Genomic DNA, 26,776 nt, shown 5'->3' with positions numbered 1-26,776 from the left:
AGGTTTAAAATATATGACATATTCAGATCCTTTAGTTTCTATTATTATCCCTGTATTTAATGGATCTAACTTTCTACAGGAGGCAATTGATAGTGCTTTAAATCAGACATATCCTAACATTGAGATAATTGTTGTCAATGATGGTTCAAACGATAATCAACTAACTGAAAAAATTGCCTTGAGTTACAAGAACCGAATCCAATACTACTATAAAGAAAATGGCGGCGTAGGAAGTGCTCTGAATTTTGGAATTAATAAAATGAAAGGCGACTATTTTTCTTGGTTGAGCCATGATGACTTATATACCCCTCAAAAAGTTGAATCTCAGATGAGCATACTCAAAAATCATGAAGACAAAACACTTATTGTGACGGGGGGGTATAAGGTAATTGATAAGTTTAAGAATTATCAATATGATGTAAACCCAATTTCCAAATATAGCAAAGAGAAGCTAGAGGGTTCTCCCCTTTTCGCTTTAATGCGGGGGGCTATTCATGGATGTTCAACCTTAATTCATAAAAGTCACTTTCAAAAAGTAGGTGTTTTTCGCACTGATTTGCCAACTACACAAGACTACGACTTCTTTTTTCGATTACTTCGCGGAGAAAGAATTATCTTTCAAGAAGGACTCTATGTTCTATCAAGAGAGCACGAAGAACAGGGAAGTAAACGTATAAAATCTCATGTTAATGAATGCAACCAACTATGGATTGGATTCCTGGATAATACGTCACATGAGGAAAAGATAAAAATGAGTGGTTCAGCGTTTTTATTCTACAAAGATACTTGGGTATTCTTAAAGACAGAAAGACCCTATTATACTAAAGCAGTTGACTATGCCAAATCCCGTGCTATTAAGGAAGCACGACAATATCAAATGCTTCATGGTGATGGTGCACTTAATAGTGAAGAAGCACATTTCTTGTCTACCTTTGAATCTTGAAATTATAGTATCATGATCTAGCTATTTGAGGTGATTATTTGTTTAAGGATAAAACGTTATTAATTACGGGCGGTACTGGATCTTTTGGCAATGCAGTACTTCGGCGATTTTTAGACACTGAAATAAAAGAAATAAGAATATTCTCCCGTGATGAAAAAAAGCAAGATGATATGCGTAATGAATTTAAAAGTTCAAAAATCAAGTTCTACGTTGGCGATGTAAGAGAGCGGTCAAGTCTTCAGTCAGCCATGGTTGGGGTGAATTATATTTTTCACGCGGCAGCCTTAAAGCAGGTTCCTTCGTGTGAATTTTTCCCATTAGAGGCTGTTCGAACGAACGTATTAGGTACAGAGAATGTACTTGAGGTTGCCATAGCCAATGAGGTTGAAAAAGTAATTTGCTTGTCTACCGATAAGGCTGTTTATCCAATAAATGCGATGGGAATGTCTAAAGCACTAATGGAGAAGTTAGCATTTTCGAAATCAAGATTACATGGAAGTGGAAAGACAGTAATATCTGTAACTCGATACGGTAACGTCATGGCATCCCGTGGTTCGGTAATCCCATTGTTTGTTAAACAGATTAAAAGTGGTCTCCCCATAACAATCACTGATCCGAAAATGACTCGATTTATGATGTCACTTGATGAAGCGGTTGATCTTGTCCTATTTGCATTTAATCGTGCAAAAGGAGGAGAACTATTTGTTCAAAAATCTCCAGCTGCGACAATTGGTGACCTTGGAGTAGCTCTGAATAATATATTTAAAGCAAATATTCCAATTGAATTTATTGGAACTCGGCATGGCGAAAAGCTCCATGAAACTTTATTGACGAGAGAAGAGTGGGTCAAGGCGGTCAACTTAGAAGATTTTTATATGGTACCTTTAGATGTTCGCGATTTAAATTATGGAAAGTATTTCGTCCAAGGCCAGCAGCAGGTCTCTGAGGCGGAAGATTACAATTCTTTAAATACTTATAGATTAAGTACTGTAGAAATAGAGAAGATGTTGCTTTCATTGCCCTACATCCAAGGTGAATTAAAGTCTTCAAATTATAGCGAGGGTATTTAATATGAAGGTCATGACGATTGTGGGGACCCGCCCAGAAATTATAAAACTAAGTTGTGTAATTGCTGAACTGGATAAGTTTACTGATCATATCCTCGTTCATACGGGCCAAAACTACGACTACGAATTAAACGAGATTTTTTTTGAAGAAATGAACATTAGGCAGCCTGATGTATTTTTGGAAGCCGCCGGGGTTACTTCCTCCGAAACTATAGGAAATGTAATTATTAAGTCCGATGAGCTATTTAAGCAATATCGTCCAGATGCTTTATTGCTATATGGTGATACTAATTCTTGCCTATCCGTTATTTCAGCAAAGAGAAATAAAATTCCGATATTCCATATGGAAGCAGGAAATAGATGCTTTGATCAACGCGTTCCTGAAGAAGTTAACAGGAAAATTGTCGATCATCTCAGTGACGTTAATATGACACTAACAGAACATGCCCGAAGGTATTTAATTTCAGAAGGCCTCCCACCGGAGTTGATTTTCAAGACAGGATCAAGTATGAAAGAAGTGTTAAACCATCACTCAGAAAAAATTCATCAAAGTAAAGTACTGGATAGATTAAAATTAAAGCATAAAGATTATTTTGTTGTAAGTGCACATCGTGAAGAAAATGTCGAATCAACCAATAACATTAATAATTTGATTAAAACGTTAAATGGTATTGCTGAAACACACCATAAACGCGTTATTGTTTCCACACATCCAAGAACGAGAAAACGTCTTGAGCAACTTGAAATTGAGTTTAACAAGCAAGTTGAGTTTGTGAAGCCACTAGGTTTTGCAGACTATATTCAATTACAACGGAATGCATACTGTGTAGTTTCGGATAGTGGTACGATTACAGAAGAAGCTTCATTATTACGTTTTCCTGCAATAACCATTCGAGAAGCGCATGAACGGCCTGAAGGCATGGATGAAGGAACCCTAGTAATGAGTGGGTTGTGTCTTGAAAACGTACTATTAGCAATAGATGTAGTAGTTTCGCAACACAATGATGATATAAACTTTCCACATGTGATTAACGATTTTGATACAAACTCTGTGTCAAAGAAAGTTGTACGTATTATCATGAGTTATACCGACTATATTAATCAAACCGTTTGGAAAATTGGGAAATGATTGGTGGTAAAGAAGTAATGCGTATTGTAGTTTTAGGAGCTACCGGCATGGCTGGTCATTTAATTTCATTGTTTCTAGAAGAAAATGGATATCAGGTTTACCGTATGTCTCGTAGTATAACTCCTTCAAAGACTGCGAAGCAAATTGATGCAACTGATTTCCCAGCTCTCCTTCATTGGCTTGATCAGGTTGAGCCTTCAATTATTATTAACGCAATTGGATTACTTCAAAATGAGAGTAATGCTCAACCCCACCAAGCGATATTACTTAACTCTTACTTACCGCATTTGCTCGAACATCATTTCAGTAAAACGACAACACGTTTGATTCATTTAAGTACAGATTGTGTGTTTTCAGGGAAAACCGGAGGGTATACAGAAAATTCATTTCCAGATGGAATGACAATTTATGATCGTTCTAAAGCACTTGGCGAAGTAATAAATTCCAAAGACCTTACCTTTAGAATGTCTATTATTGGTCCTGATATTGCCCAAAATGCTTCAGGTTTATTTCATTGGTTTATGAAACAACAAGGAAAAATCCATGGATTTACAAAAGCCATTTGGAATGGAGTCACAACGCTTGAACTTTCTAAGGCGATTGATGCAGCGATCCAACAAAATTTGACCGGGCTCTATCAATTAGTTCCTGATCAATACATCAATAAATACGACCTGATTAATCTTTTCAAACACGAGTTCAATAAAATTAATGTTGAAATTATTCCCTATGAGGGTTTCATTTCTAATAAAACTCTCATTAATACAAGATCTGACTTTATTTTTAGTATCCCCTCCTATCCCCAAATGATTTCTGATATGTCCAAATGGATCCAAGATCACAAAGAACTATATAATTATTAATTTATGCGAGACTATTTGAGGTGTCCAAATGAGTGAAATACTGCAAAGAGTTCTGTTTGTAAATGGAGTACCCGTTGATAAGGGTGGCGTTGAATCAGCAATCATGGAGGTATACAGAGGGGTTGATCATAAGCGACTTTTAATTGATTTTGCTGTAAGGAAGCCTCAGAAGGGGTATTTCCATGATGAAATTGAAAGTTATGGTGGAAGAGTGTTCAATCTATTTGAACATACTAAACATAAAGGTAATAAAAAGTGGAACTTTTCAATGGATATTTACTCAGTTATAAGTCTCTATAAATTATTAAAGAACAAAGGACCCTTTTGCGCTGTGCATATAGCTCATCCTATACTTGATGGATTTGTTATAATAGCAGCTAAATTGGCAGGTATTCCAGTCCGGATCGCACACAGTAATTATGTTGAAGTGGAAGATAAGAATGGCCCAAATTTGAGGAGGAAGTTAACAAGAAAGTTAAGATTACTTTTCTGTAAGAGACTTGCTACTCATCTGTGGGGTTGTTCAGCAGCCGCGATGGAGTTCCAATTTGGAAAGGATTCAAGGGACATTCGAAGAGAGGTTGTTCCCTGTCCAGTAAATTTAAAAAAATTCATGTCAAGCTCCTTGAATAAAGAAGAAGCATGCAAGGAACTAGGTATTTCCATGAATAAGATTAATTTTCTATGTGTAGGAAGATATGTCAAACAAAAAAATCAGTTGTTCCTTGTAGAGTGTTTTGCAGAAATGACGAAGATTCGAGCAGATCTTCAATTAATTCTAGTAGGCTCCGGGCCCTTGGATAACGAAATCAGACGGCACGCCAGAGAATATGGTATCGAGAATCAACTCATAATGCTTGATGCTAGAACCTACATTCCTCTTGCACTTGCCGCGTCTGACTTTTTTATTTTACCCTCTATCTCAGAAGGATTAGGTATTGCCCTTCTTGAAGCTCAAGCATCCGGCATTCTTTGTTTTGCATCTGACGCATGTCAACCGGAATCCAACATGGGGCTTATTGAATATCTTCCTCTTGAAAAAGGGGCGCAGTACTGGGCAAATTATATTTTGTACCAAGTTGAAAATGAAAGCACTAGTGAAAGGCAGATTGATAAAAAGCACCTTGTCAAATTTGAAACTTCTTATGTAGTGCCTCGAATGCAACATGTCTACCTTACCGGGGACAAATATTCTATTATCTAGAAACCAGTAATAACAATAGAGGGGGTTGTGAATTTGAATTATACAATTACAGTATTGGGGCTAGGCTTTGTTGGGATGACAACTGCATTGACTTTTGCTGAGAAAAATCATCAAGTTTATGGTTACGATATTGACACAAGACGAATGGACTTACTTAGACAAGGAATTCTTCCTTTTTCCGAACCAGGGCTTGATCAGGCGCTAACTCGTCATCTTGGTCAGAAGTTTAATATAGTTGAAGATGCGGAATCTGCAGTTAGAAGCAGTGACTTTGTCTTTTTATGTGTTGGAACACCTGCAGAAGGAAACGGAGAAGCTGATCTAAGCTATATTTACGATGCTGTTCGTATGTTTTCCTCCGTCTTACACGATGGTAAACATCGTGTTATTGTTGTGAAATCAACAATTCCCCCCTCAACAACGTCAGAAAGGATAATTCCTTATATGGAGGAAATTGGTTTATATCCCGGTGACATGTTTAGTGTAGCTAATAATCCTGAATTTTTGAGAGAAGGTAAGTGTTGGGAAGATGCGATGAACGCAGATCGAATCGTTTGTGGTGTAGCAGATCACATTGCAGAAACTATGCTTCGTTCATTATACAGTAGTTTTAACACTCCATTTTTCGCTGTATCACTTAACACAGGTGAATATATTAAGTATCTATCAAATACTTTATTGGCTACGATGATAAGCTATTCAAATGAAATGTCTAAAGTTGCTCATGTAGTAGGAGATATTCAAGTTAAAGAAGCATTTAAGATATTACACTTAGACCGTCGCTGGGAAAGCGGAAATATGGCCTCTTATGTTTATCCTGGTTGTGGCTACGGGGGTTATTGTTTGCCAAAGGATACAATGGCCATGTATGCTACCGGTCGCTTGAAAGGCTATGAACCTAAAATATTGAGGGAAGTAATAAAAGTTAATGACTCGATGCCTCAGTTTATGGCGGATAGGATTATGAATATCGCAAGGCCGTCCGACAATTTAGGGATATTGGGACTTTCATTCAAGCCAGGATCAGATGATGTTCGAGATAGTTCTTCTGCAAAAATAATCGAAATATTATTGAAAGCTGGATATACAAACCTATTAGCTTATGATCCAATCGCAAATGATGCCTTTAATGAAAAATATAGCTTCAATGATATTAAATACTGTAAAGATTTAAGTAGCATTGTTGAGCAGTCCGATATTCTTGTACTTGTAACTGCATGGGAAGAGTTTAAAGGAATCGAAGATGTATACTCTGGAAAACCCATTATAGATTGCAGGTATTTCTTATGAGGTGATAAAATGCCACTATTAAGCATCATTATACCAGTTTATAATGTTCAGAATTATCTGGACGAATGTTTGTTAAGTATAATAAGTCAGGACTTTAAAGACTATGAGATTATTCTGATAAATAATGCATCACAGGATAATAGTGGCGTTATTTGTGATAAGTATGCTCTGAAATACCCTCATATTAAGGTAATTCATCTTGAGGTGAACGCACTCCCAGGGGGAGCACGTAATGTAGGATTGAAGTACGCAACAGGGGAGTATATCCATTTTTGCGATAGCGACGATTACTATTTAACCAAAAGTCTATCTAAAATTGCTGATACTCTAATTTCGTTTTCACCGTCCGTTCTAATGGGGCAATTTATCTGTAAACCAGAGAAAGGGGCATTTTTCACCAATGATGTGCCTCTTTCTCAGGAAATGTTCAAACAGTGCAACGCTGACCAAATTGTACAGTATTTACTTAGCATTCCCAACTTACTCGCAACACCATGGAGAGTTATTTTAAAACGCAATTTTTTAGTCTCACAGAATCTTTACTTTATAGAGGGCTATTTTGCAGAAGATGAGGAATGGATTCCTAGGGTTTTATGCAGTGCGGATTCCTTTGCTTTGTGTTCAGAACCATTTTATTGCTATCGGCCCCGATCAAATGGCTCCTATACCTCAACTAAAACATATTTGCATACCAGATCCCATCTTGTAGTTGCCATGAATTTATTGAAGTTCTTATTTGAGAAAAAATATCAAGGTACTCGAAAAGAGTTCATTTGTACTCGTATAAAATATCTACTAGGACTTTTTGCGACTCGCTGCGATACCTTTAATGAGAATGAAATGTGTGAACTGGCTTCAATCATTGAGAGTAATAAAGATATCTTTTTCAATTATAGCGAACTTTCACAATCAAATAATTTATTTGATTTCGTCAACCTTTACGGTTCATACATGGGCCTAAACACGTATTGCAAACATGTATTGAATAGTACGCTTGAACTCGTGCAGGAAAAACAAGAAGCTCAAGATATATATGTTTTTCCGACCGGGTATAGTGGAGAAGGTACAGCTAGGATGTTAAAAAGCTCCGGGTATAACATAAAAGGATTTCTTGATAACAGTCCCGTTAAGAATGGCTGTCTTGTGGATGATTTACCTGTTAATTATCCTACGATACTCAAAAGTTATCCGTCAGATAGGTTAAGACAAACGTTTGTTATCGTGTCAATTCAAAGAGAGGACACGGCACTTCTATTAATGAACCAGCTAAGAGAACTTGGTTTAAGTAATACTCAGTTTGTGACTAGATTCTACTAAATTGCGCACAGTGAGATAAAGTATTGCTCCTAATTTTTGGAAGAAAGATTCCTTGTACACCATTCCTTCAAAGTTTAGGAGCAATTTCACATTTCCAGCTATATTTATGAATTTCAGATAGAAGTTAATTATCCTGTATTAATCTCGTCTAAAACCTTCTGGGTTTCTTGATAAAAGTGATTAGTAATTCCCTTTTCTTGAAATGCATTGATCATTGTTTCGTTAGCCCACATGAGCTGAATATTCTGAACTTTCTCATCCATGGACATTTCCCTAGACTTAGAGATAATTTCCAAGCAGTTTACCACTGAAAAGTACATCTTTTCTACTAGAAAATTACTATTTTGCTTACTTAACTGATTCCAGTTTCTCAACAACTCACTGCTTTCTTCATAAAGACGAACGTAATCCAGATATCTCTCCTTATCAATTTTTGAATGATAATAAGAAGTAGCTCTAATTCTATAGAAATGAAGTGCTTTATCTATAGATACTACAGACTTTGCAATCTTCAACAAATCTAAGCAAAATAGAGTATCATCCGCATGCTTAAGAAATCTGGAGTTTTTCACTCTATATTCGTGGAGTTCCGTTAATACTGAAGATTTTATAAGTTTCCCCCAATAAACGCTAAACATGAAATAGAAAGATGGAAACAATTCACCCATTCGGGTTATATCATCCATAAATAATCCTGGGCACAATCGCTCTTCTCGTGGTTGTCTATTTCCTTCATAAAACTTCTCTGTCCCTCCAACTGCAATATCTGCATTGGTCTTTTTTGCAGCTACATAAAGCTCTTGTAAAAAGTCAGGATGCAAATAATCATCGCTATCCAACAAACACCAATACTCGGTTTCCAGATTTTCAAAATGAGCATCAAACTCAGGAGGATTAGGTTGACCATAAATTATACTATTCTTTTCATTTCTATAAAACTTAATTCGCTCATCACGTAAAGCATATTGCTCTATGATGTCCCCCGTTCTGTCTGTAGATCCATTGTCTAGAATTACCCACTTGAAGTTTGAGAGGCTCTGATTCAAAACACTTTCAATACATTCCGAAATGTATTGCTCAACGTTGTAGGCAAGAGTTCGAATTGTAATTACAGGCTTATCATTGAACTTTAATGAAATGGTTTCATTCCACTTTTGATTCACCAGATCAAATAATTCCTTATATATTTTTTTGATTTCAACATCAAAAATTGATTGCATTTTCTCAATGCTATAGTTAACATCCTCAAGATTCTTATATATTCCCTTGAATATTTCGGAGTCTAATGTTATTATCCATTCTTTATATTGATTGAGAACCACACGCTGAATGGAAGTATCATCACTTAGCAATCCATTGGTCAAGCAACTAAATAAATTGCGGATGAGATAGCTGTTTAAATAATAGATGTATGTTTCCTTTTTACGAAATTCACTTCCATAAATTTCAATATTTTCTTTTACATTATTAAATACAGTAATCACATCACTAACATATTTCTCTGGGGTTAAATAACCGGATTGTGTGACTTGTCCCTCCCTTTTCCTGTAATCATATATTATAGCATCGATCAATAATATTTTATTTGCTTTAAGATAAGCATGTGATATAAAAACTTGGTCCTCACCAAAACTAATATGTTCGGGAAACTGAATATTTTTTATAAGTTTCCTTGTATACAATTTGCCCCAACAATAGGGGAGTTGCAAAAGTTCCCGATTAGCATAAATAGTTTTTTCTCCGCTAATATTCAGACTAGGATAGGCATTAAATACCCAAGAAAGTTCCCTGGATTTAGCATTAAACATATTATGATGGCCTACAACAATATCCGCTTTACTTTTAATGGCATTTTCATATAGGATTTCTAACGAGTCTGGCATCAATAAATCATCCGCATCTAGAAAGGTTATATAGTCACCCTGTGCCAAACCTAAACCTATATTTCTAGCGGAAGACACGCCCTTACCTAATTGCCTAACTAGTACTAGCCTGTCATCTCTTTCGGTATAGCGTGAGACAATTTCACAACTACGATCTGAGGAATTATCATCAACAACAATTAGCTCAAAATTCTCCATAGTTTGTACTAAAACTGATTCAATTGTTTCAAAAATATATTCTTCAACATTAAACATTGGCATAATAATGCTGATCTTTATATCTGTCTCCAAAGTTATCCCTCAAATCTATCTTAGGTTTATTCAAATCTATCTTATTTTATGAAAATAAATCCACTTCAATTTTGTCAATTAATGATTGCACTTGTGAATTTGGAGATTTAATTTGCTTTAAATAGTGCAATGAATCTTCAAACCTTTCCGCCTTCACCATTAAAAATCCTAAGAATGAAAGGATTTCATCATTTTTTTCGTACTTTAATAAGATGTTTCCAATCACTATAGCAAACTCCCACATTTCATTATCATAAGAATATTCAATCATAAATTTAAGACTACTTATTTTATTTATAATGTCTTCTTCAATAATATCTTCTAGATCCCCCATTAATCTAGGTTCCTTCTGCAGTAATTCTACCAATTCACCCATAGCACCTTTCCGTTGGACGTTATGTTCGACTCTTAAAATGTTTAGTTTTAATTTCCTTTTCCTCTCTCCCCTAGCCCGAACAATATCCAATAGCCGAGCAATCCAATCCTCTATCTGCTCACTTTTCTCCGGAATTTTCTTAAGCCAATAAAGCGCTGTATCATCATCACCTATTCCGTAATACACTGTCCCTAGATTAAGTAACGTTGTTGAATCAATAGGATCTAATTGATGAGCCTTTGAGAGAAGTGGATACACCCGTTCCATATCTTTTTTCTCAAAAGAAGATATGGCCAAGTAATTCAACAGTGGAATAATGGGTCCGTTATATGATTCAATCGCAGACAAAATTTTAGATGGAGAGCTGGTCAATATCTTATTAACTATATTTTCACTCGGATTTTGAAACAATTGATTAAACAGTTCATGCAACTTATCTGGATCAAGTTCTTTTTGAGCTTTTACAAAAAAGCTACTCACATTGAAGTATCTAGGCAGTTCTGATTGAATTAAACGCTTAAGACCCTTCACAAATAATTGTTCCTCTTGTTTTAGATCAATTTCTACATATTCAACACTAAGAACAGCAAAATTTGATTTAATCAACATATCTTTAAGTTCTTCTAAGCTCCAACATGTCAGTTGCCGTACTCCTAATCCCCCACCATTAACCAAATCTCTGACAGTAGAATAATTAGGGATATTAGGAAAGTCGACTATAAACATGCCATCATTTTTTAACAATGAATAACATTCATCCAGCATTTCCTGTAGATTATGTGTGGTATTTAGGATAATATAATCGAACGATTCGTCATGCAGTCTAGGATCCGAAATACTACTCATTAATTGATGCTGCATTCTCTTCTGTACTAATCTTGCATTGCTGTTAGACTCAATACCATATATTTCTGCCTCCGGATATAATTCTTTAAGAGTAAGAAGTGATGCCCCACAGCCGCACCCTACCTCTAAAATACGAAGGGGCTCCGCAACATCAATAGTTAGTTGCGCATATAGTTCCATTCGAGTTTTCGTTAATTCTGAATCAAAGCCCCACTTAGTCTTAAATGCTCTTTCCATTTCCGAAGAATTAGTATTCTCTTCTCCATAATGATGAACAAATACATGCTTGCAAATCATGAGTTTGTAACTCGCCTCTGAGATTCGTAAACAGTAGTCGTTTGCCATCAGATTTCCGTCTAACTTCTCATCGAATGGACCAATTTCTTGAATAATGCTCTTTTTTATGAACAAGCAAAAATCCGAGATGATGAGCTTTTCTACTTGTCCGAAACTGCGGTTGCAATAATGTCCGTAACTAATCATATCTTCAATAGAATTGTACTCAACCTCAACAGCCTGGTCTCCCTCAGCAAAATTTGTAATTGGACCAACGGCAGCAATGCTCTCATCTTGATATAAGGACTGCATCAAATATTCCAGCCAATACTCTGTTACTAACGTATCACTATGCAAAAACAAGAAACTCTCTCCGGTAGCAACTTGCAACCCGATATTCCAAGCCTGCCCTTGGGTCAATTGCTCTTCATGAAACAGTGTGAGTATATCCGACTGCTCCTTGAGCCAATTCCTCAAGGGAGAGTTTCCATGTTCCACAATAATCAATTCATAATTACCTGGATCGGTAGATCTCCGTATACTGTTCACTGCATCCTGTGTATATTCAAAATAATCGGATGAACATGCCATTATAATACTTGCTTTTTCCATGTACTAATCTCCTATAACTTTTGATTATTTATACAATTCTAATCTATCCAAAGCCGGTCTATAATCATATACCGCTGCCAATTCATATTGTTCATTCGCTTTTACTAAATCGCCAGTAACTTCATAATAAACACCCAAATTATAATGCGCTGCAAAGCTTCCAGTTCCAACCACGCTTCCTTCTTTCTCTGTTTCCCCAATTTCAAGTGCTTTCATGTAGAACTGTTCTATAGTCGAAATCATATGACCATATTGATCCGGGTCACTTAAAATTAACTCCAGCAAATAAAGAGCCGAAACAAAATAAAAATCGGGATAATCGAACATAAACTCCTGTTCGTTTTGGATAACAGCTATCCCCTCTTCCAAATGCCTCGAGGCGATAATTGAATAAAGATAGTTTATTATTATACTTGCTGCATATCCTTCCATTCTGTTCATTGCTTGATAAGCTGATTTAAAATAATGAAAGGAATGCTCGTGATCCTCGATCCCTCGGTACTCTTTGGCAATTTGATAATGATAATAAGAATCGCCGGGATTCAGATCAATTGCCTTGAGTAGAATCGGAATATTTCGGTCGCTTTTTGTTTGCTGTAAGTAACCGTCGTGTTGAATCTCCACATTGACTTGGATTCTTGGAAGCTCAGATACAATTTGTTCATGTATCATTCCCACATATCTACAGCTGGCTGGGAATAACCTGGATATATATGTTATTTCATGATTGATGCCGTCGGAACCTGAAAAATCATCGATTCGCTTTACTTTTCCGATGGCTGGTCCTTTTGAAATAAAGGTCCGAATCGTATCATAACTATCATTTGATATATACTCATCCGCATCTAAGACCAGGCACCAATCGCAGCTTGTCTGATCCAAGGCATAATTGCGAGCCGCAGAAAAGTCATCAACCCATTGGAAATGGTATATTCTGGCTCCAAAGTCTCTAGCAATTTCAATGGTTTGATCTTTGGAACCCGTATCTACTATGATAATTTCATCAACGTATTTCGAAGCACTCTCAAGGCAGCGCAACAAAGTGCGTTCCTCATTTTTTACTATCATCACTAAAGAAATGGTTGGTTTCATAATTTACCTCTTTAAATAATTACATTTAATTTTATTATCGGTTTTTTTGTCGATTTCCAAGAGGGATTGCATCAAATATACCGAAAGAATTGTTTTCCATTTACTTCCCTTGTGTTATTACTTTATGGTAAAGGAGAATTATCCGATAATATAATTGTAGGTCTACATAACTTGTCACTAAGAAAGGACCCTAAGAGATGCATAGTCATGAAAAAATTAAAATAACCATGTTTCACTTGTCCTCATCAGGCTCAAACAACTATTATCTGTTCCAAGCTGCATCCGATGAGCTACGTGCCAAGTACGATATCGAACTCTTGACGATGGAACAGGCAAAAAATAGCCGCTATATTGATCATAGCGACGTTTATATCACTACTCATGGAGAATATTTATCTGATTACGATAAAGTTAATATTGATTTATGGCATGGATTTCCGTTAAAAGGAATGGCCAAGATGGACAAGCAGGAATCGACTCCTGATGAACATATTGTTCAGCACTGGGCAAAAAAGGATATGATTATGTCATACTCCGCTCTTTACAATACAGCAATGAATGCCTGTAATGGCGGGAATATAGCTCAATACAAAATTACGGGACTTCCTCGGAATGATGCTCTTTTCTCTCCGAACAGCAAAGCTAATTTCAACAGGATATTTCCCGACTTAAATATCGATCAAGATAAAATCATCTTTTTTATGCCGACATTCCGCCAATCCATTATGACTCCTGGAAAATTGGAAGGCGGGAAAAACACCCAGAATTTCTTCGGTCTATCCAGTTTCGATAAACAAGCGCTGATTTCTTTTCTTGATGAACATGGCATCACACTGGTAGTCAAGCTTCATCCGTTTGAGGAAAGCTTCTTTGCCAAAGAATTAAAAGAATTTGGTTCACAAAGGATTCTTGTCTTAAATGATTCTCATTTAAGCACGGCACAAATGGATTTATATGACGTTCTCGGCGCAGCTGATATGTTGATTACAGATTATTCTTCTGTTTATATTGACTACTTGTTACTGGATCGGCCCGTTCTATTCATTCCTACGGATTTAGATGAATACAGAGAAAATCGAGGACTGCTATTTGAGCCTTATGAGCTCTGGACTCCTGGCCCTAAGATATATTCCCAAGATGCTCTCCATCAGGCTATTGCCCAGTTTATCTCCGAACCCGAGTCATTTGCTGCAGAAAGAACAATCATCCGAAATCTATGTCATTATTATCAAGACAATAAAGCGTCAGAACGCATCTGGAGGCTCATCGACGAGTATATTAAGGACAACATGGCAGTAATTCTGGAACGAAGAGATACTTTCAATTCTCATAAACAATTACAAAATCAAATTAAGCAGAGAATTCAAAAAATGATAGAGCAAGAACAGCTCGCTCAGGCAAATGAGGCTATTAACCGATATCTCGAAGCAAATTCTGCTGATCCTGATATTTTCGCTATGAATGGCATGCTTCATTTACTGACCGGAAATCCCATAGAAGCCATCAATTCTTTTGAGAAGGGCCACAACCATTTCCCTTGGGATGAAGACCTGCTCTATAACCTGGGCTATGTTTATGAAATGATGAATGACAATAATAATGCAATTAAATATTATCTGAAGGCTCAACAAAAGACTTCCCGGCCAGAAATGAACGACCTACTACAAGAGAGACTCGCAGCGCTATCAAACGAGTACTAGGAGGTTTCAATTTTGAAAAAAGTAATTACCTACGGTACCTTTGATCTCCTTCATTATGGACATATTCTCCTCCTCAAAAGGGCCAAAGAACTTGGAGACCATCTTACCGTCGCTCTTTCAACGGACGAATTCAACGCCATCAAAGGAAAGGGTGCCTACTTCTCCTATGAAGAACGAAAAATGATGCTGGAGGCAATTCGCTATGTGGATCAGGTTATTCCGGAATGCAACTGGGAGCAGAAGCCTTTGGATATCATTAAGTTAGACATTGACGTATTTGTTATGGGGAATGACTGGGAAGGCAAGTTCGATGAATTGAGAGATTTTTGTGATGTTATTTATTTAACGAGAACCCCAGACATTTCAACAACTTCCATCAAAACAAACCTTAAAAGCTAAACAGGATAAACAAAAGCCACCTTTAACAGGTGGCTTTTAAGTTTATGTTATTATTTTCTCGTCGATAAATTGCTTTACGAATGATATCGACGAAAATTGAGGAAATTCCTCTTTGAACCTTTCAACGTAGTACGTCTTATTCTCGGGTTTAGAGTATTGAATTAAAAATCGATAAAGGTGTCTGGCCCCAGGCTCTTTCTGGATTGCAGCGGTCATGAATTCGACGGCTTCCTCTTCAAAATTTTGAACAGCGTGATAAAAGCCTAAATTCTCAAGACTGTTAAAATCCAGCTCTTGCCGGGACAACAAAATAGAATAATAATTCATGGCCAAGTCCAGTAGATTAACACTATAAAAATAATTAGCTAGCTGATTTACAAGGCTACTTGTTTCGAATATTTTAACGAATTTATCAAACAACTCGTATTGTTCTAATATAAATAGTTGCTTGGAGATAAGAAACAACTCATGGGAATAGTTCTCTAACACAAGGCGGTCCTCAGGAATACAATCTTTGGAAATGAATTGAATCATGAGATCATTTAGTCCGGAAAGCTGTCCATTCTCTAGCAATCTCTCTATTTTTTCAAGCGGTTGACAATCCCCCCAAATTAACGCGCCCAATAGAGTTTGAACCCATCTATATAATTGGCTGTCCTCATCTTTTTGAAATGATAAGCTCGTATAGCTTTCCCACTTCTCCTTATTTTGTTGGATTACAGCCAATCGTACCTGATCAGAGTTGGTATATTGTTTCTCGTCCCGCATAAATGGCGAATATGCCTTTATTAATTCTTTTTTCCCTAAAGCTAACGCAACTTTATATAATAGCAGCATTTCTGTATCGTTCTTTTGATCGTAAATCTGATTTAGTAAGTGATGCACTGATTCAGGGGTATCATTAAAACTCAACCATTCTGCAAGCTTTAAAAGAATCCTCGGATTCTTGTTGTTTTTATTCAGCATTTTTGAAAGCCAATAAATAGCCTGTTGATTATTGTTCATTCTGAAGTAAATCTCAATTAACTGCTGCACAGGCATGTCAAAGCTATACATTGGGTCAACCAACCATATTTCCTGATTCTTTCTTGCCCTAGTCTCTGCTATTTCAATCGCTGTTGTATAGCACGCTATAGCTTCTTCAAAAAAACCCAGCGTTTCGTAGTGTACACCTTTAATAGAATAATACTCTGAATATTCCTTGTACTTTGAGAGTTTACTCTCTGTCCATTGCCATGACTCATGTAGTTGGTTCTGTTTATAGTAAAGAGTGATAAGACCGACTAAGCAATGCGGGTACCAGACAACTTTGGAACTAGCACCTTTTAGAGCTTTTTCGTAACATTCCAAAGCCTGTTGCTCATCCTTAGCATACCGGTATTGATTTCCTAGAGTAAACCAGTCATATTCGCTCATCTTACTTTGACTCTTCATTTGATTAAAAATAAGCATATTGCGTTCATGCTTATTCTTCTCGCTAACCCTCTGATTCTGATAACCCGTATGATAGATGTTCAAATCGAGTTTCTTATGAAACAATTCCCCTTCGGAACCTAGAGTTAATTGTTCATGAATCGGTCGTTCAAAGTGAATCCCCTTATAATTAGGAAACAATCTGGTTACCGGAGACGTTGTGATCTCATCCTGATATTCTTTGTCCCCTGTAAAGTTAATAATCGGTAAGGTATAGGCTAAATGATGGACCGGCTGCTCATTATCAAGGAATTCATTCCACTTCGGGTAATCCTCAGCAGACAAATACTCATCTGCATCCATCACCAGAATCCACTTTCCTGTTGCATGACGAAGCGATTCATTACGAGCAGCCGCAAAGTCATCGATCCAAGTGTAATTGAAAATCAAATCCGTATATTGACCAGCAATTTCCTTGGTACGATCTATAGACCCTGTATCTACAATAACGATTTCGTCAGCTAAGCCCTTTAAGCTGTCCAGACAGCGGGGTAATAGTTCTTCTTCATCCTTGACGATCATGCACACGCTAAGTCGCTTCATATAATATCCAGCCCTTTAGTTTAATTCTTGCGGTCAAAAAACATACTCTCCGGCGTATAACTTGAGTTATATGCCGATCTTTGATCCTTGATTGTGCCGCGGTTCAATAACCACTGACTAGCTTCGCTTTTGAAATGCTCCATTCGATCCAAAATCATAGAATCGTATTTACTCAGGTCCTTCAGCCGTTTGCGATCCTGATCCGCAAAAGATTCCTTTAAAGGCAGGATCTTCTCCACCAATTCTTCACGTTGCTCCGCAAAAGCTAACAGTTCCTCAAAGTCAACCTCGTTGATTCGACTAACGAGACTTAGCGTTGCATCCTCCAATTGGGAAATATACTCTCGGACTATCATCATTTATTCTGGTCCATAGTTGCATTTGCCGTTTTCGCAGCTATTTCCCATGCTTCCCTTAATTCCAGCATATAAGTTAGCACCTCTTCGGCCGGGGCTTTATCTTTCTTCATATTTGCCATAATTAACTGGCGAATCATGTATTCATAGATCTGTAACAGATTCTTTGCAATCGGGTACGCTTGATTTAAAGAAGCAATCAGTTCATGAATAACTGCCTGTGCTTTGCACAAGAAGGTGTTTGTCTTTTCATAATCCTTCTCTTCAATCCCTAAGATACCATTCCGAATAAATCGGATCCCTCCATCATACAGCATTAGGAGTAGTTGGGCTGGCGGAGCAGTTTGCAGTTGAGTTTGTTGATATTTCTGATAAGGCGAATTAATCAAACCAAGTCTCTCCTTTTTACTTAAGATAACATGCTAAACAGACTGGAAGAGGTACTATTGTATTTGTTCATAGCCGTTTCCATCGCCGTAAATTGCTTATAGTATCGGGTCTCAATCATAGTCAATTTTCTATTCATTTCGGAAATTCGATCATCCAGGTCGGATAATTGGTCTCCTATTTGGCTTTGAGGCAGAAATGCAGTAGTAATATCACTGCTATATTTCGAAGTGCCTGCCCGGTCCGATAGATTTTGCAATGAGGCTTGGTTAATTTTCTTAATCCTATTAAAAATACCGTCAGCTGAATTATTTTGCACAGTTGAAGAGTAATTGGTCTGTCCAAACAAAGCTGTAGCTTGTTCCGGATTAGCCTCAAGTGCTGTTCTCAGCTTAGTTTCATCAATGTATAGTTTTCCTCTCTCGCTGTAACTTCCAGTAGTAATACCGAATTGAGCGAGATTGATTTTTTCTCCATTAGGAAGTACCACATCAGAAATAAGAGCCGATCTCATATCGCTCACGGTCTGACTCAAAATCGAGTCATTCTTGAGCATACCGCTTTTAGCTTTCTCTTCCCAAAGCTTTATCTCGTCTTCTTTCATTGCCGATCTTTGCTCACTGGTTAGCGGGAGATATTTTCTATACTTTTCCTCACCAAGCTTTTGATTCAATAGGGCCAACGACTCGTTATAAGACTCAACAAATGATTTGATCGTACTAATCATTTTATCGGTATCCTGGGTCACTTCAATTTGCGTGGATTGACCTGAAGGTGTAGTTCCGTTTATGGTAATCTCAACACCATTGATCAGAAACCGGTTGGACGCTTGAGTCGTAGTAATCCCGTTGATGATCACTACAGCATCCTTTCCTTCATTCTGGCCTGTTGTTGTCAGGTTGGCATTACTATTAAACAAATCTCCCTCTATACTAATTGGGGCGCTTCCAGTCTTGGACAAGGATACTTTTCCGCTAGATGAATCATACGAAGCCGTAACTCCTGTGCCGCTAGCTTGATTAATTTTTGATATGAAGGTTTCAATAGTTTCGTCCGGTGTAAAGGAAATGGTGGCCGAACCAATTTTAACACTAGAGTTCGAACCGCTATAAATATCCGACATTTTTGTCGCACCTTTAATTCCTTTAAAGGTTAATTCACTAGGATCCGCCACAAATTTTGAATTACTATTGAATAGCTCACCTTCTAAGGCAATAGGACTGCTACCCGTCTTTTTATTCGTTAAAGATAAACTCCCTGAAGCAGAATCGAACACAGCAGTAACTCCTGTGTCTTTATTGCTGTTAATCTTATTCACCAAGGAATCGATCGTTTCATCTGCAGTAAAATTAATAGTGGCATCCCCAATTTTTACACTTGTTTCTGAACCGCTATAAATATCCGAAATTTTTGTTGCGTTTACAGTTCCTTTGAAGACTACGTTTGTCGCGGTAGCCATGCTATTGACACTAATATTCAAGACAGAATTCGTTGCAGCCCCAGTAGCCGTTGCACTGACATTCGAGGCACCGCTAATATTGGCCTTTTTTGAATCAATCGAACTACTCAAACTGAAGTTTGATAGTTTTTCGTTAAACCCCACTAATTTTGTACTGACTTGACGATACCCGTCACGTTTCCATTCCGTTTGTTGTTTCTGCTGGTTCAATTTATCCAGCGGAACTCTTTGGGCTGTCATTAATTGCTTAACCATTGCATCGATATCCATGCCGGATGCCAGACCACTGATTCTCATAATTCTCCTCCTTTATGCCTTTTTATCAATAAACAAGCCGTTTAGTTCCATCATATTAGCTGCCACATCCAACAGCTTCTCCTGAGGTATCTCCCGAATTAAATCTCCTGTTTCCTTATTGAATACCTTCACCATAATGGTGTGAGTTTCTTGATGGACTGAAAACTCCAACTTTTTTTCCGGCCCTTGCATGGCAAGGATCGTTTTTTCCAACTGCCGCCGTATTTCTTGCTGATCCGACTCGCTAGTTTTAGGTATTGCAATTGGTGGGTTAGTTACTATATTTACTTTGCCTGTAAATTCAGGATCACTGGTATTGTTGTTTGATCGACTAGGGTTGTTAATGCCAATAACAGGTCCGCTCCCTGTGATTCTACTATCCACTAGCTGCCCCTCCTCCATAAAATTGGAACGGTCTATGCTGGATTTCTTCTCTGTTGTTACTGTATATATCGGAATTTTCTACATGTTTATTTAGAGAAATACAAAAAAGAGACCTTGTTGTTCAAGGTCTCTTTCTGCTGAAAAGTCAGTATTAACGAAGTACGGACAGAACGCCTTGTGGTGCGGAGTTCGCTTGTGCCAACATCGATTGGGAAGCTTGAAGAAGAATGTTGTTCTTCGACAATTGAACCATTTCCTTCGCCATATCAGTATCACGGATACGGGATTCGGCAGCTGTCAAGTTCTCAACAGTTGTACCAATGTTGTTGGAAGTGTACTCCAAACGGTTTTGAACAGCACCCAGTTTAGCGCGTTGAGTGGAAACACTATTAATAGCTGTTTCGATTGCTGACAATCCACTAGTAGATCCCAAGCTGCTGAAACCAGTAGTGGAGATAGTACCGATTGTAATCGAGCCCGTTGCCTTGTCGTTAACGGTAATGGTAGCGCCTTTAGTAATGCTGATACCGTTGAATGTTGTTTTGGTCATGATGTTATCGATTTGTTTACCGAGTTCGCTAAGCTCTTCGTTAATGTTGCTCTTGTCATTCGAGCTGTATGTTCCACTCGACTTCTGAACGTTCAATTCTTTCATACGAGTCAGCATGGAGCTTACTTCGTTCATTGCACCTTCAGCTGTTTGCACGAAAGAGATACCGTCTTGAGCGTTGCGTTGAGCTTGCTCCAGACCGCGAATTTGACCGCGCATCGATTCGGAGATGGACAAACCGGCAGCATCGTCAGCAGCACGGTTGATGCGAAGACCGGAAGACAGCTTTTCCATGTTCTTGCTAGTAGCTGAAGTGTTCAGGCCCATGTTACGGTGCGTGTTCAAAGCTGGTACGTTGTGATTGATAATCATATGAGATTTCCTCCCTGAATTTGAATTGTCCCACGTCCTTGTGGTGATTGGTCTGAAGGTCGGCCGCCCGTTTCAAACCTTTCTAATGAATATATCGGAAGTCCCAGTTCATTTGTTTATAGAAAAATATTATATTCTAAAAAAAACTTTGTTATTATAATCTCTATAATCCAAGCGATCTTTCGATAATATCGAGGATCGACGAGTCTACATCCTCATCAAATTTCCTTGCGAACAACGCATCACTTTGAAAGATTGTCTGCAAATAATCCATCGTTATTACAACAGGCCGCTGAAAAGCTGTTGCAAACTGCTGCATATTAATAAATCGATAATTCCCATTGACGTGTGTTTCTTTAAAATCACCATTTAATAATAAGGTTTGAAAGAACGCTTCATCGGGAATAAATGTGTATCTGTAATAATCCTGCATTTCAAACGACAAATGCGAAGTAGCAGCATATTCAGCAAACGCCCGGGTAATCATCTTCCATTGTGACCCATAGTATGGCTCAATTTCAGGAGAAAAGTAATCCTCAAACGGCCTCCTTTCCCCCAAATTCACTATCTTTCCGCAATCTTCTATACGATAATAAGCCTGCATCTGTTTCTTTTGATTCGGTTCCAAGTTAATAGGTTTTGCCGTCAAATAATTTGAATTTTTGCCTAATAGGAATTGCTCCAGCTGTATTTGTCTTACTAATGGGAAGTCCTGCCCGCTTAAATTGATGTAATATGACCAATCCGAATCCCAATTGAGTAAATAAGTGAGGGCATCCAATTCAACCTGTATCAGAGACCATCCTCCCCAAGACAGAAAGCGGGACGGGAGAATTCTTATATTGGAGTTGCTTTGACTTAAATTATTGGCAAGCTCGTGAATTTCTGCATCAGCACTGGAGTCGATATGGATAAGATAAATATGATTTTCAGCGTATATGGCGTTCAATAATCTTAAGAACATAGCTGGCTTATGATGAGCCATAATAAAATAAGCAATCTTCATGTTTCTTAAATCCCTTTCCAATCTGACAATTTCCGGATCAGTGCCATCCGATCATTGGAAGCCTCCTTATTGCTCTCCTGGATTGCCAAATAGATCTCCTTCCGATGGATCTCCACATCTTTTGGCGCTTTAATCCCTAGTTTTACTGTGTCTCCTTCGGACTCAAGAACAATGATTTCTATATCGTCGGAGATTATGATAGACTCTCCTTTTTTACGGCTCAATACTAGCATTGATCTCACCGTCCTTCGCTTGGCCCGCCTTCTTCTTGAGAAGAGGATGCTTGGTCGTATACCTGCTATTGTTCAATACTACCTGCTTTCCCAAACGTTCCTTCACATTTAAAACTAAAGGGGCCATCAAATTTGCCGTTACATTAGACAAATCATCTCCCCAAGTTACGATCGTACAAATACCAACTTCACTTTTGTCGTTAATATTAAGCTCGTCCCGGTCTTGAATAGGCAATTCAAATTCATAATCTTGAAAAAAAGAAAAAGGGTTGGTTACGATAAACGCCAAGTCTTTGTTTTCAATGGACTGCAACAAGGAGAAGTCTTCATCATGTTTATAAAAAACATATTTCGTGCAATGTTCAAATCCGGGAATTCCTTTCCCGAAATGAAACACTTCATCTTCACTAAAATCCCATTCTTTTTGTGTTCTGGTAACCATGGATTTGGTCGCCCTCCTTGTATTAAAAAAGCTACGAACATTCAAAGTTCATAGCTTAATTATATGCCTGCAATTTAGATTCACCAAAACTAGCTCAACGAATAAAGTCTACCAATGTTGGAGAAATAATTTTCGCTCCTGCGGATAAAGAAGCCTGGTATATATTTGATGCGATGTTCGTCTGGATCATCACCTCAGCAATATCGGCATCCTCGGTTTTGGATTGAAGTTTAGTCAAACTAAAATCTTCATTTTCCAAACGGTTCTGCATTAACTCGACGCGATTGGTACGAGCCCCTGTCTCCGCATGGACAGATACCATCTTATTTAAGCGAGAATCGATATGGGAAACTTCGGCGGCGATCCCGGTAAAGCTACCGGTGCTTATAGCCGTGGAAATCTTATCGATAATATTAAATACATTATCCGCCCCGCCCTTCGGACCAAAGAAGTCATTTCCGGAGGTGTTAATTTGGAAGGTAACACCTTGTCCTACTGTATATTCAACAGCACCTGTGTCCGTAATAGCCGCTGCTGGGTCAGCAGCATCATAGGGCTTAATGTTGTAGGTCTCACCGTTAAAAATAAACTTTCCGTTGATCTGAGTATTCCCAAGATCGGACAATTGTTTCTTCAGTTCCTGCAATTCGGCTCCAATGCTGTCCAAGGCCGACTGAGGATTTGTTCCACTGCTCGCCTGCACTGATAATTGCTTAAGACGATTCATAACATCTTCAGCCTGAGACATCACCGAATCCGTAGTATCCAACCACCCCAACGCCGTGTCGACATTGCGCTGATACTGGCTATTGGCAGACAACTCAGAACGGTAACGCAAAGCATAAGTCACGCCGACCGGATCGTCGGACGGCTTGTTTAATTTGCGGCCGGTAGATTCTTGATTTTGCAGATCCGACATTTTGTTCAGGTTCTTGTTCAGATTGCGCAGAACCTGGTTGCTCATCATATTTGAAGTTACGCGTAATGCCATGAGAATTCTAACCTCCTAAGGATCAACGACCTACCGTGCCGGTTCCGTTGATGAGTTTGTCCAGCATTTCGTCAAATGTAGTCATAAAACGGGCGGCGGCGGAGTAGGCATGCTGGAACATGAGCATGTTCGACATTTCCTCGTCAAGGGAAACTCCGCTAACCGATAGACGATTGGAGTTCACTTGGTCGGTCAAAACCAGGGCATTGTCCGCCTGGCGTTTGGCCTCATTGGCTTGAACCCCTACTTGTCCGACGATGGCTTTAAAGTAATCATCTATAGTCGATGTTGCCGTAGTGCCGGTGCCGAAGGTGAATTTCACGTCCTTCAGGTCGGCCATTAGCAGAGCTAAGCCGTTATTTCCTTTAACTACGGTCTCTGAGGGCCCCGTCCCGGTCGTTTTAAACGAGGTAGCAATCAGGCTCGGATCATCAATAATCGCTTGGCTCAACGTAATGTTGCCTGCAGTTAAGGTACCTCCGCCGGCTGCGGCGAAGAAATCCCCGCCAGCAACCGGCGTTCCGTCATTCGCATTATACCCGAGTTTATGAAGGCCGTTGATGCCCTTTATCGTAACAGGCAAATCCGCGCCGAGCGTTCGCGTATTCCCCGAATAAGTAACCCCGTCAAGCACCGTTCCTTCCGGTAAAATCGTCCCCTTAGGAATCGTTACCTGAATATCTCCATTAACCAAGGAATTCGCAAATTGATCGAGCTGCGACTGATAATCCGCGACATACTTGTCACGGGAAAGAATCATGCCGAATACTTCCCCGTTGTTAAGGGTGCCGGCGGCATAGGCGTTCTGCAGAAGATCTCCGGTTATTGGGGTCGGAGTCGAGCCTGCCACAAGAACCTGGCCGCCCATAGAAATCTGATAACCCTCTGGAAGATTAGTAACTTCGATATTTACAAGCTTAGATAGCTGATCGGTCAAAAGATCGCGTTGATCCCGAAGATCGTTCGCGTTGTCGCCCAGACTTTCGATCCGGGTAATCTGATTATTCAAGTCCGCGATCGAGGACAGCATCGAGTTCATACTGGATGCATTAACTTCCACGTTTCTCGTCAAATCCCCGTTCAGATCGCTTAACTGCTTGCTCGTATGGTTTAACGCATCCGTCAGAGCGAGCGTCGTTTCTTTCACGATTTTCCGGTTCGTGATGTTCTCCGGATCTTTACTGAGATCCGACCAAGCACTCCAAAATTTATTGATCAGCGAGCTAATTCCGGTATCGGAAGGCTCATTGATAATGGCCTGGAGCTTATCTAGCGTATCATACTGGATATTCCACGCACCCAGTGACTTATTTTCGTTACGGAACTGCTCGTCGAGAAATTGTTCCCGGATTCGTTCAATTGATTTCACCTCAACCCCGGTGCCGAGCTGCCCAGGATTCACGGAACGGTTAATTCCGTACGCTTCCAGCGGACGAGCCGCGCTCATCTTGACCGTTTGGCGGGAGTATCCGTCCGTATTGGCGTTTGCAATATTGTGGCCGGTCGTATTCAAAGCGATGGATTGCGTGAACAAGCTGCGCTTTGCCGTCTCCAGCGAATGGAATGTTGATGTCATAAAATCCTCCTTGTCGGGTTAAGCCCGGGCGTCAAAATACCCCGGTCCTTTAAAGCCCGATGGCTTGTCGGTCGGTGGTTTATACGTAGCCTCCTGCTCGGGAGGCGCTCCCAGCAATTCAACGGAATAGTTTACAAAAGCCAGGGACTGTTCGATCAGCTTCTGATTGAGATCGTTAAGCCTCTTCAGTTCATGAAGCGTCCAAGATAGAGCGGATTGCATATTCTTCAAGGCTTCCTTCTCCGCAGGGTCAAAGACAAGCCGGGTCAATTCCGTGATGTTCAATTGGAGCATGGACTTAATGCCTTTTTCCTGCAAAAACGCCTGGCAGGCAGCCAAGCGCTTTTCTTCCAGCGCGGAAATCTGCTTCATGAGCTTCGACTCCTGATTCATGATCGAAATCAAGGTCTCAATATCGTTCGCCATAATGGCTTCTTTCTTCGACTCTCCCCATTTCAGCATACTCAGATGGGCTTCATTCAGCTCGTTTAACGAGTCAATCAATTGCTGTATAGCCATAGTGCCCCCTATTTATCAGTAAAAGACTTGAAGTATGGAAGAAGCTTATCCGCCAGCTTGCCAGCGTCAACCTGATAGGTTCCGGAGGAAACCTGGGATTTCAGCTCCTCGATGCGCTCAGCCCGGCCCGGTTCCTGGGCGCTTGCCTGAGCCTTAAGAAGCTCCATGGCCTCCGTCGAGATTGACACTTCATCCTTACGGCGGGCTTTATTATCCGATTCCTTACGCTGCGATTCGATTTGCCGTTGATAGTTATTTATGGCTCCGATTCGTCCGGTCTCATTAATTTTCATGGGCTCCACCTTTCCTTCCAAAATAAAAAAGCCGATATTCTTTACTAAGTTTATCGGCGTGTGATGAATCATATTTAATAGCGAACCATTGGTTTATAAAGAATATTATGCCAAGATATCTACAGTTTTAACGCACAGGTCCTCGAAATTTGTCGATTACCCCGTAGGCACCTCCGCCTCGATTGTCCTCGCCCGTCTTATTGCTATCCTGGGTTCCTTCCCTCGCTGCAGCCGTTAAGTCCTTAGCAAGGCGGCTCCGGCAAGAATCGCACAGGTTACCGTCGCGAATAAGAACACCGCACACTTCACACGGATACATCATATTCGGATTGTTGGCGATTGAGATCCGTCCCTCTCTAATAAACTTGGTGATTTGGCGTATTGAAACTCCTGTAGCGTCAGAAACCTCCTGAATCGTTGCGGTTTTCTCTTCGCGCAAATATTTAAGGCATTTCTCATACTCCTGTTCGATATCTTTCATACAGGCTGGACAGATGTCTCTGAAATTCTTGGCAAACAGTTTCCCACATCGCGGGCAATTCCCTAGATTCATCTCCATTTGATGCCGCGTCCTTTCAATTTACATATTCTGCTGATAGATTACCTT

The 26,776-nt window shown here is 39.2% G+C and carries 26 protein-coding genes; 9 read left to right on the top strand and 17 right to left on the bottom strand.

The genetic code is table 11. The features are described from left to right. The first annotated feature begins 13 nt into the window (after positions 1-13). The 7 genes from KJS57_RS03250 to KJS57_RS03220 are packed head-to-tail and all read left to right on the top strand — an operon-like array spanning position 14 to position 7,813. A complete protein-coding gene (locus tag KJS57_RS03250; protein ID WP_213653743.1) occupies positions 14-943 on the top strand; it encodes a glycosyltransferase in 930 nt (309 codons plus the stop codon). A gap of 38 nt (positions 944-981) precedes the next feature. Then, positions 982-2,013 carry a polysaccharide biosynthesis protein gene (locus KJS57_RS03245; RefSeq protein ID WP_213653742.1) on the top strand — a complete coding sequence of 344 codons (1,032 nt, stop codon included), beginning with the start codon at positions 982-984 and terminating at the stop codon, positions 2,011-2,013. Position 2,014: 1 nt separating this feature from the next. Beyond that, complete coding sequence (wecB, locus tag KJS57_RS03240) at positions 2,015-3,139, top strand: non-hydrolyzing UDP-N-acetylglucosamine 2-epimerase (RefSeq protein WP_244861366.1); 1,125 nt, start codon at positions 2,015-2,017, stop codon at positions 3,137-3,139. Continuing rightward, complete coding sequence (locus KJS57_RS03235; RefSeq protein ID WP_244861365.1) at positions 3,136-4,002, top strand: dTDP-4-dehydrorhamnose reductase family protein; 867 nt, start codon at positions 3,136-3,138, stop codon at positions 4,000-4,002. Before wecB ends, KJS57_RS03235 begins: the two co-directional genes overlap by 4 nt. A gap of 28 nt (positions 4,003-4,030) precedes the next feature. Further along, positions 4,031-5,206, top strand: a complete 1,176-nt coding sequence (locus KJS57_RS03230; RefSeq protein WP_213653741.1) for a glycosyltransferase — start codon at positions 4,031-4,033, stop codon at positions 5,204-5,206. 33 nt (positions 5,207-5,239) lie between these two features. Next, positions 5,240-6,496 (top strand): UDP-glucose dehydrogenase family protein, encoded by a 1,257-nt coding sequence (locus KJS57_RS03225; RefSeq protein WP_244861364.1) that lies wholly within the window; start codon positions 5,240-5,242, stop codon positions 6,494-6,496. Between the two features lie 9 nt (positions 6,497-6,505). Continuing rightward, entirely contained in the window at positions 6,506-7,813 is a 1,308-nt protein-coding gene (locus tag KJS57_RS03220) for a glycosyltransferase family 2 protein (protein WP_213653740.1), read from the top strand. Between the two features lie 128 nt (positions 7,814-7,941). Here KJS57_RS03220 and KJS57_RS03215 read toward each other — a convergent pair whose 3' ends face one another. The 3 genes from KJS57_RS03215 to KJS57_RS03205 are packed head-to-tail and all read right to left on the bottom strand — an operon-like array spanning position 7,942 to position 13,189. Then, positions 7,942-9,987: a glycosyltransferase family 2 protein gene (locus tag KJS57_RS03215; RefSeq protein ID WP_213653739.1), complete on the bottom strand. Its 2,046-nt coding sequence runs from the start codon at positions 9,985-9,987 to the stop codon at positions 7,942-7,944. A 46-nt stretch (positions 9,988-10,033) separates the two neighbouring features. Then, positions 10,034-12,097: a glycosyltransferase gene (locus KJS57_RS03210; RefSeq protein WP_213653738.1), complete on the bottom strand. Its 2,064-nt coding sequence runs from the start codon at positions 12,095-12,097 to the stop codon at positions 10,034-10,036. Between the two features lie 24 nt (positions 12,098-12,121). Next, complete coding sequence (locus KJS57_RS03205; protein ID WP_213653737.1) at positions 12,122-13,189, bottom strand: glycosyltransferase family 2 protein; 1,068 nt, start codon at positions 13,187-13,189, stop codon at positions 12,122-12,124. 197 nt (positions 13,190-13,386) lie between these two features. On the opposite strand from KJS57_RS03205, the gene KJS57_RS03200 reads away from it, so the two are divergent. Continuing rightward, positions 13,387-14,889 carry a CDP-glycerol glycerophosphotransferase family protein gene (locus tag KJS57_RS03200; RefSeq protein WP_213653736.1) on the top strand — a complete coding sequence of 501 codons (1,503 nt, stop codon included), beginning with the start codon at positions 13,387-13,389 and terminating at the stop codon, positions 14,887-14,889. 12 nt (positions 14,890-14,901) lie between these two features. After that, the gene (tagD, locus tag KJS57_RS03195) at positions 14,902-15,288 is read left to right on the top strand and encodes a glycerol-3-phosphate cytidylyltransferase (protein ID WP_213653735.1); all 387 of its coding nucleotides are present in this window, start codon (positions 14,902-14,904) and stop codon (positions 15,286-15,288) included. Between the two features lie 42 nt (positions 15,289-15,330). Here the strand turns inward: tagD and KJS57_RS03190 are convergent, their stop codons facing one another. From KJS57_RS03190 to KJS57_RS03125, 14 genes are all read right to left on the bottom strand, one after another. Next, the gene (locus KJS57_RS03190) at positions 15,331-17,304 is read right to left on the bottom strand and encodes a tetratricopeptide repeat-containing glycosyltransferase family 2 protein (RefSeq protein WP_213653734.1); all 1,974 of its coding nucleotides are present in this window, start codon (positions 17,302-17,304) and stop codon (positions 15,331-15,333) included. Positions 17,305-17,324: 20 nt separating this feature from the next. Continuing rightward, positions 17,325-17,663, bottom strand: a complete 339-nt coding sequence (gene fliT, locus KJS57_RS03185; RefSeq protein ID WP_213653733.1) for a flagellar protein FliT — start codon at positions 17,661-17,663, stop codon at positions 17,325-17,327. Then, positions 17,660-18,049 (bottom strand): flagellar export chaperone FliS, encoded by a 390-nt coding sequence (fliS, locus tag KJS57_RS03180; protein WP_213653732.1) that lies wholly within the window; start codon positions 18,047-18,049, stop codon positions 17,660-17,662. The genes fliT and fliS overlap by 4 nt, the downstream gene beginning before the upstream one ends. Positions 18,050-18,069: 20 nt before the next feature. Beyond that, positions 18,070-19,803, bottom strand: coding sequence for a flagellar filament capping protein FliD (gene fliD, locus KJS57_RS03175; protein ID WP_213653731.1), 1,734 nt, complete (start codon positions 19,801-19,803; stop codon positions 18,070-18,072). A gap of 12 nt (positions 19,804-19,815) precedes the next feature. Further along, positions 19,816-20,187 carry a flagellar protein FlaG gene (locus KJS57_RS03170; protein ID WP_244861363.1) on the bottom strand — a complete coding sequence of 124 codons (372 nt, stop codon included), beginning with the start codon at positions 20,185-20,187 and terminating at the stop codon, positions 19,816-19,818. A 151-nt stretch (positions 20,188-20,338) separates the two neighbouring features. Further along, positions 20,339-21,109: a flagellin N-terminal helical domain-containing protein gene (locus KJS57_RS03165; protein ID WP_213653729.1), complete on the bottom strand. Its 771-nt coding sequence runs from the start codon at positions 21,107-21,109 to the stop codon at positions 20,339-20,341. A 163-nt stretch (positions 21,110-21,272) separates the two neighbouring features. Continuing rightward, a complete protein-coding gene (locus KJS57_RS03160; protein ID WP_213653728.1) occupies positions 21,273-22,115 on the bottom strand; it encodes a beta-1,6-N-acetylglucosaminyltransferase in 843 nt (280 codons plus the stop codon). Positions 22,116-22,120: 5 nt separating this feature from the next. Beyond that, entirely contained in the window at positions 22,121-22,348 is a 228-nt protein-coding gene (gene csrA, locus KJS57_RS03155; RefSeq protein ID WP_213653727.1) for a carbon storage regulator CsrA, read from the bottom strand. Continuing rightward, entirely contained in the window at positions 22,329-22,790 is a 462-nt protein-coding gene (gene fliW, locus KJS57_RS03150) for a flagellar assembly protein FliW (protein ID WP_213653726.1), read from the bottom strand. The genes csrA and fliW overlap by 20 nt, the downstream gene beginning before the upstream one ends. Before the next feature lie 94 nt (positions 22,791-22,884). Then, positions 22,885-23,781, bottom strand: coding sequence for a flagellar hook-associated protein FlgL (flgL, locus tag KJS57_RS03145; protein WP_213653725.1), 897 nt, complete (start codon positions 23,779-23,781; stop codon positions 22,885-22,887). 22 nt (positions 23,782-23,803) lie between these two features. Then, complete coding sequence (gene flgK, locus KJS57_RS03140) at positions 23,804-25,357, bottom strand: flagellar hook-associated protein FlgK (RefSeq protein ID WP_213653724.1); 1,554 nt, start codon at positions 25,355-25,357, stop codon at positions 23,804-23,806. An 18-nt stretch (positions 25,358-25,375) separates the two neighbouring features. Beyond that, the gene (locus KJS57_RS03135) at positions 25,376-25,876 is read right to left on the bottom strand and encodes a flagellar protein FlgN (RefSeq protein WP_213653723.1); all 501 of its coding nucleotides are present in this window, start codon (positions 25,874-25,876) and stop codon (positions 25,376-25,378) included. An 8-nt stretch (positions 25,877-25,884) separates the two neighbouring features. Continuing rightward, a complete protein-coding gene (gene flgM / locus KJS57_RS03130) occupies positions 25,885-26,169 on the bottom strand; it encodes a flagellar biosynthesis anti-sigma factor FlgM (protein ID WP_213653722.1) in 285 nt (94 codons plus the stop codon). A 127-nt stretch (positions 26,170-26,296) separates the two neighbouring features. After that, complete coding sequence (locus tag KJS57_RS03125; protein ID WP_213653786.1) at positions 26,297-26,722, bottom strand: TIGR03826 family flagellar region protein; 426 nt, start codon at positions 26,720-26,722, stop codon at positions 26,297-26,299. Positions 26,723-26,776 lie beyond the last annotated feature (54 nt).

This window comes from Paenibacillus vini (genome assembly GCF_018403325.1).
Taxonomy (GTDB): domain Bacteria; phylum Bacillota; class Bacilli; order Paenibacillales; family Paenibacillaceae; genus Fontibacillus; species Fontibacillus vini.
The sequence above is the reverse complement of the archived record's forward strand: the minus strand, read 5'-3'. Positions and strand labels throughout refer to the sequence as shown.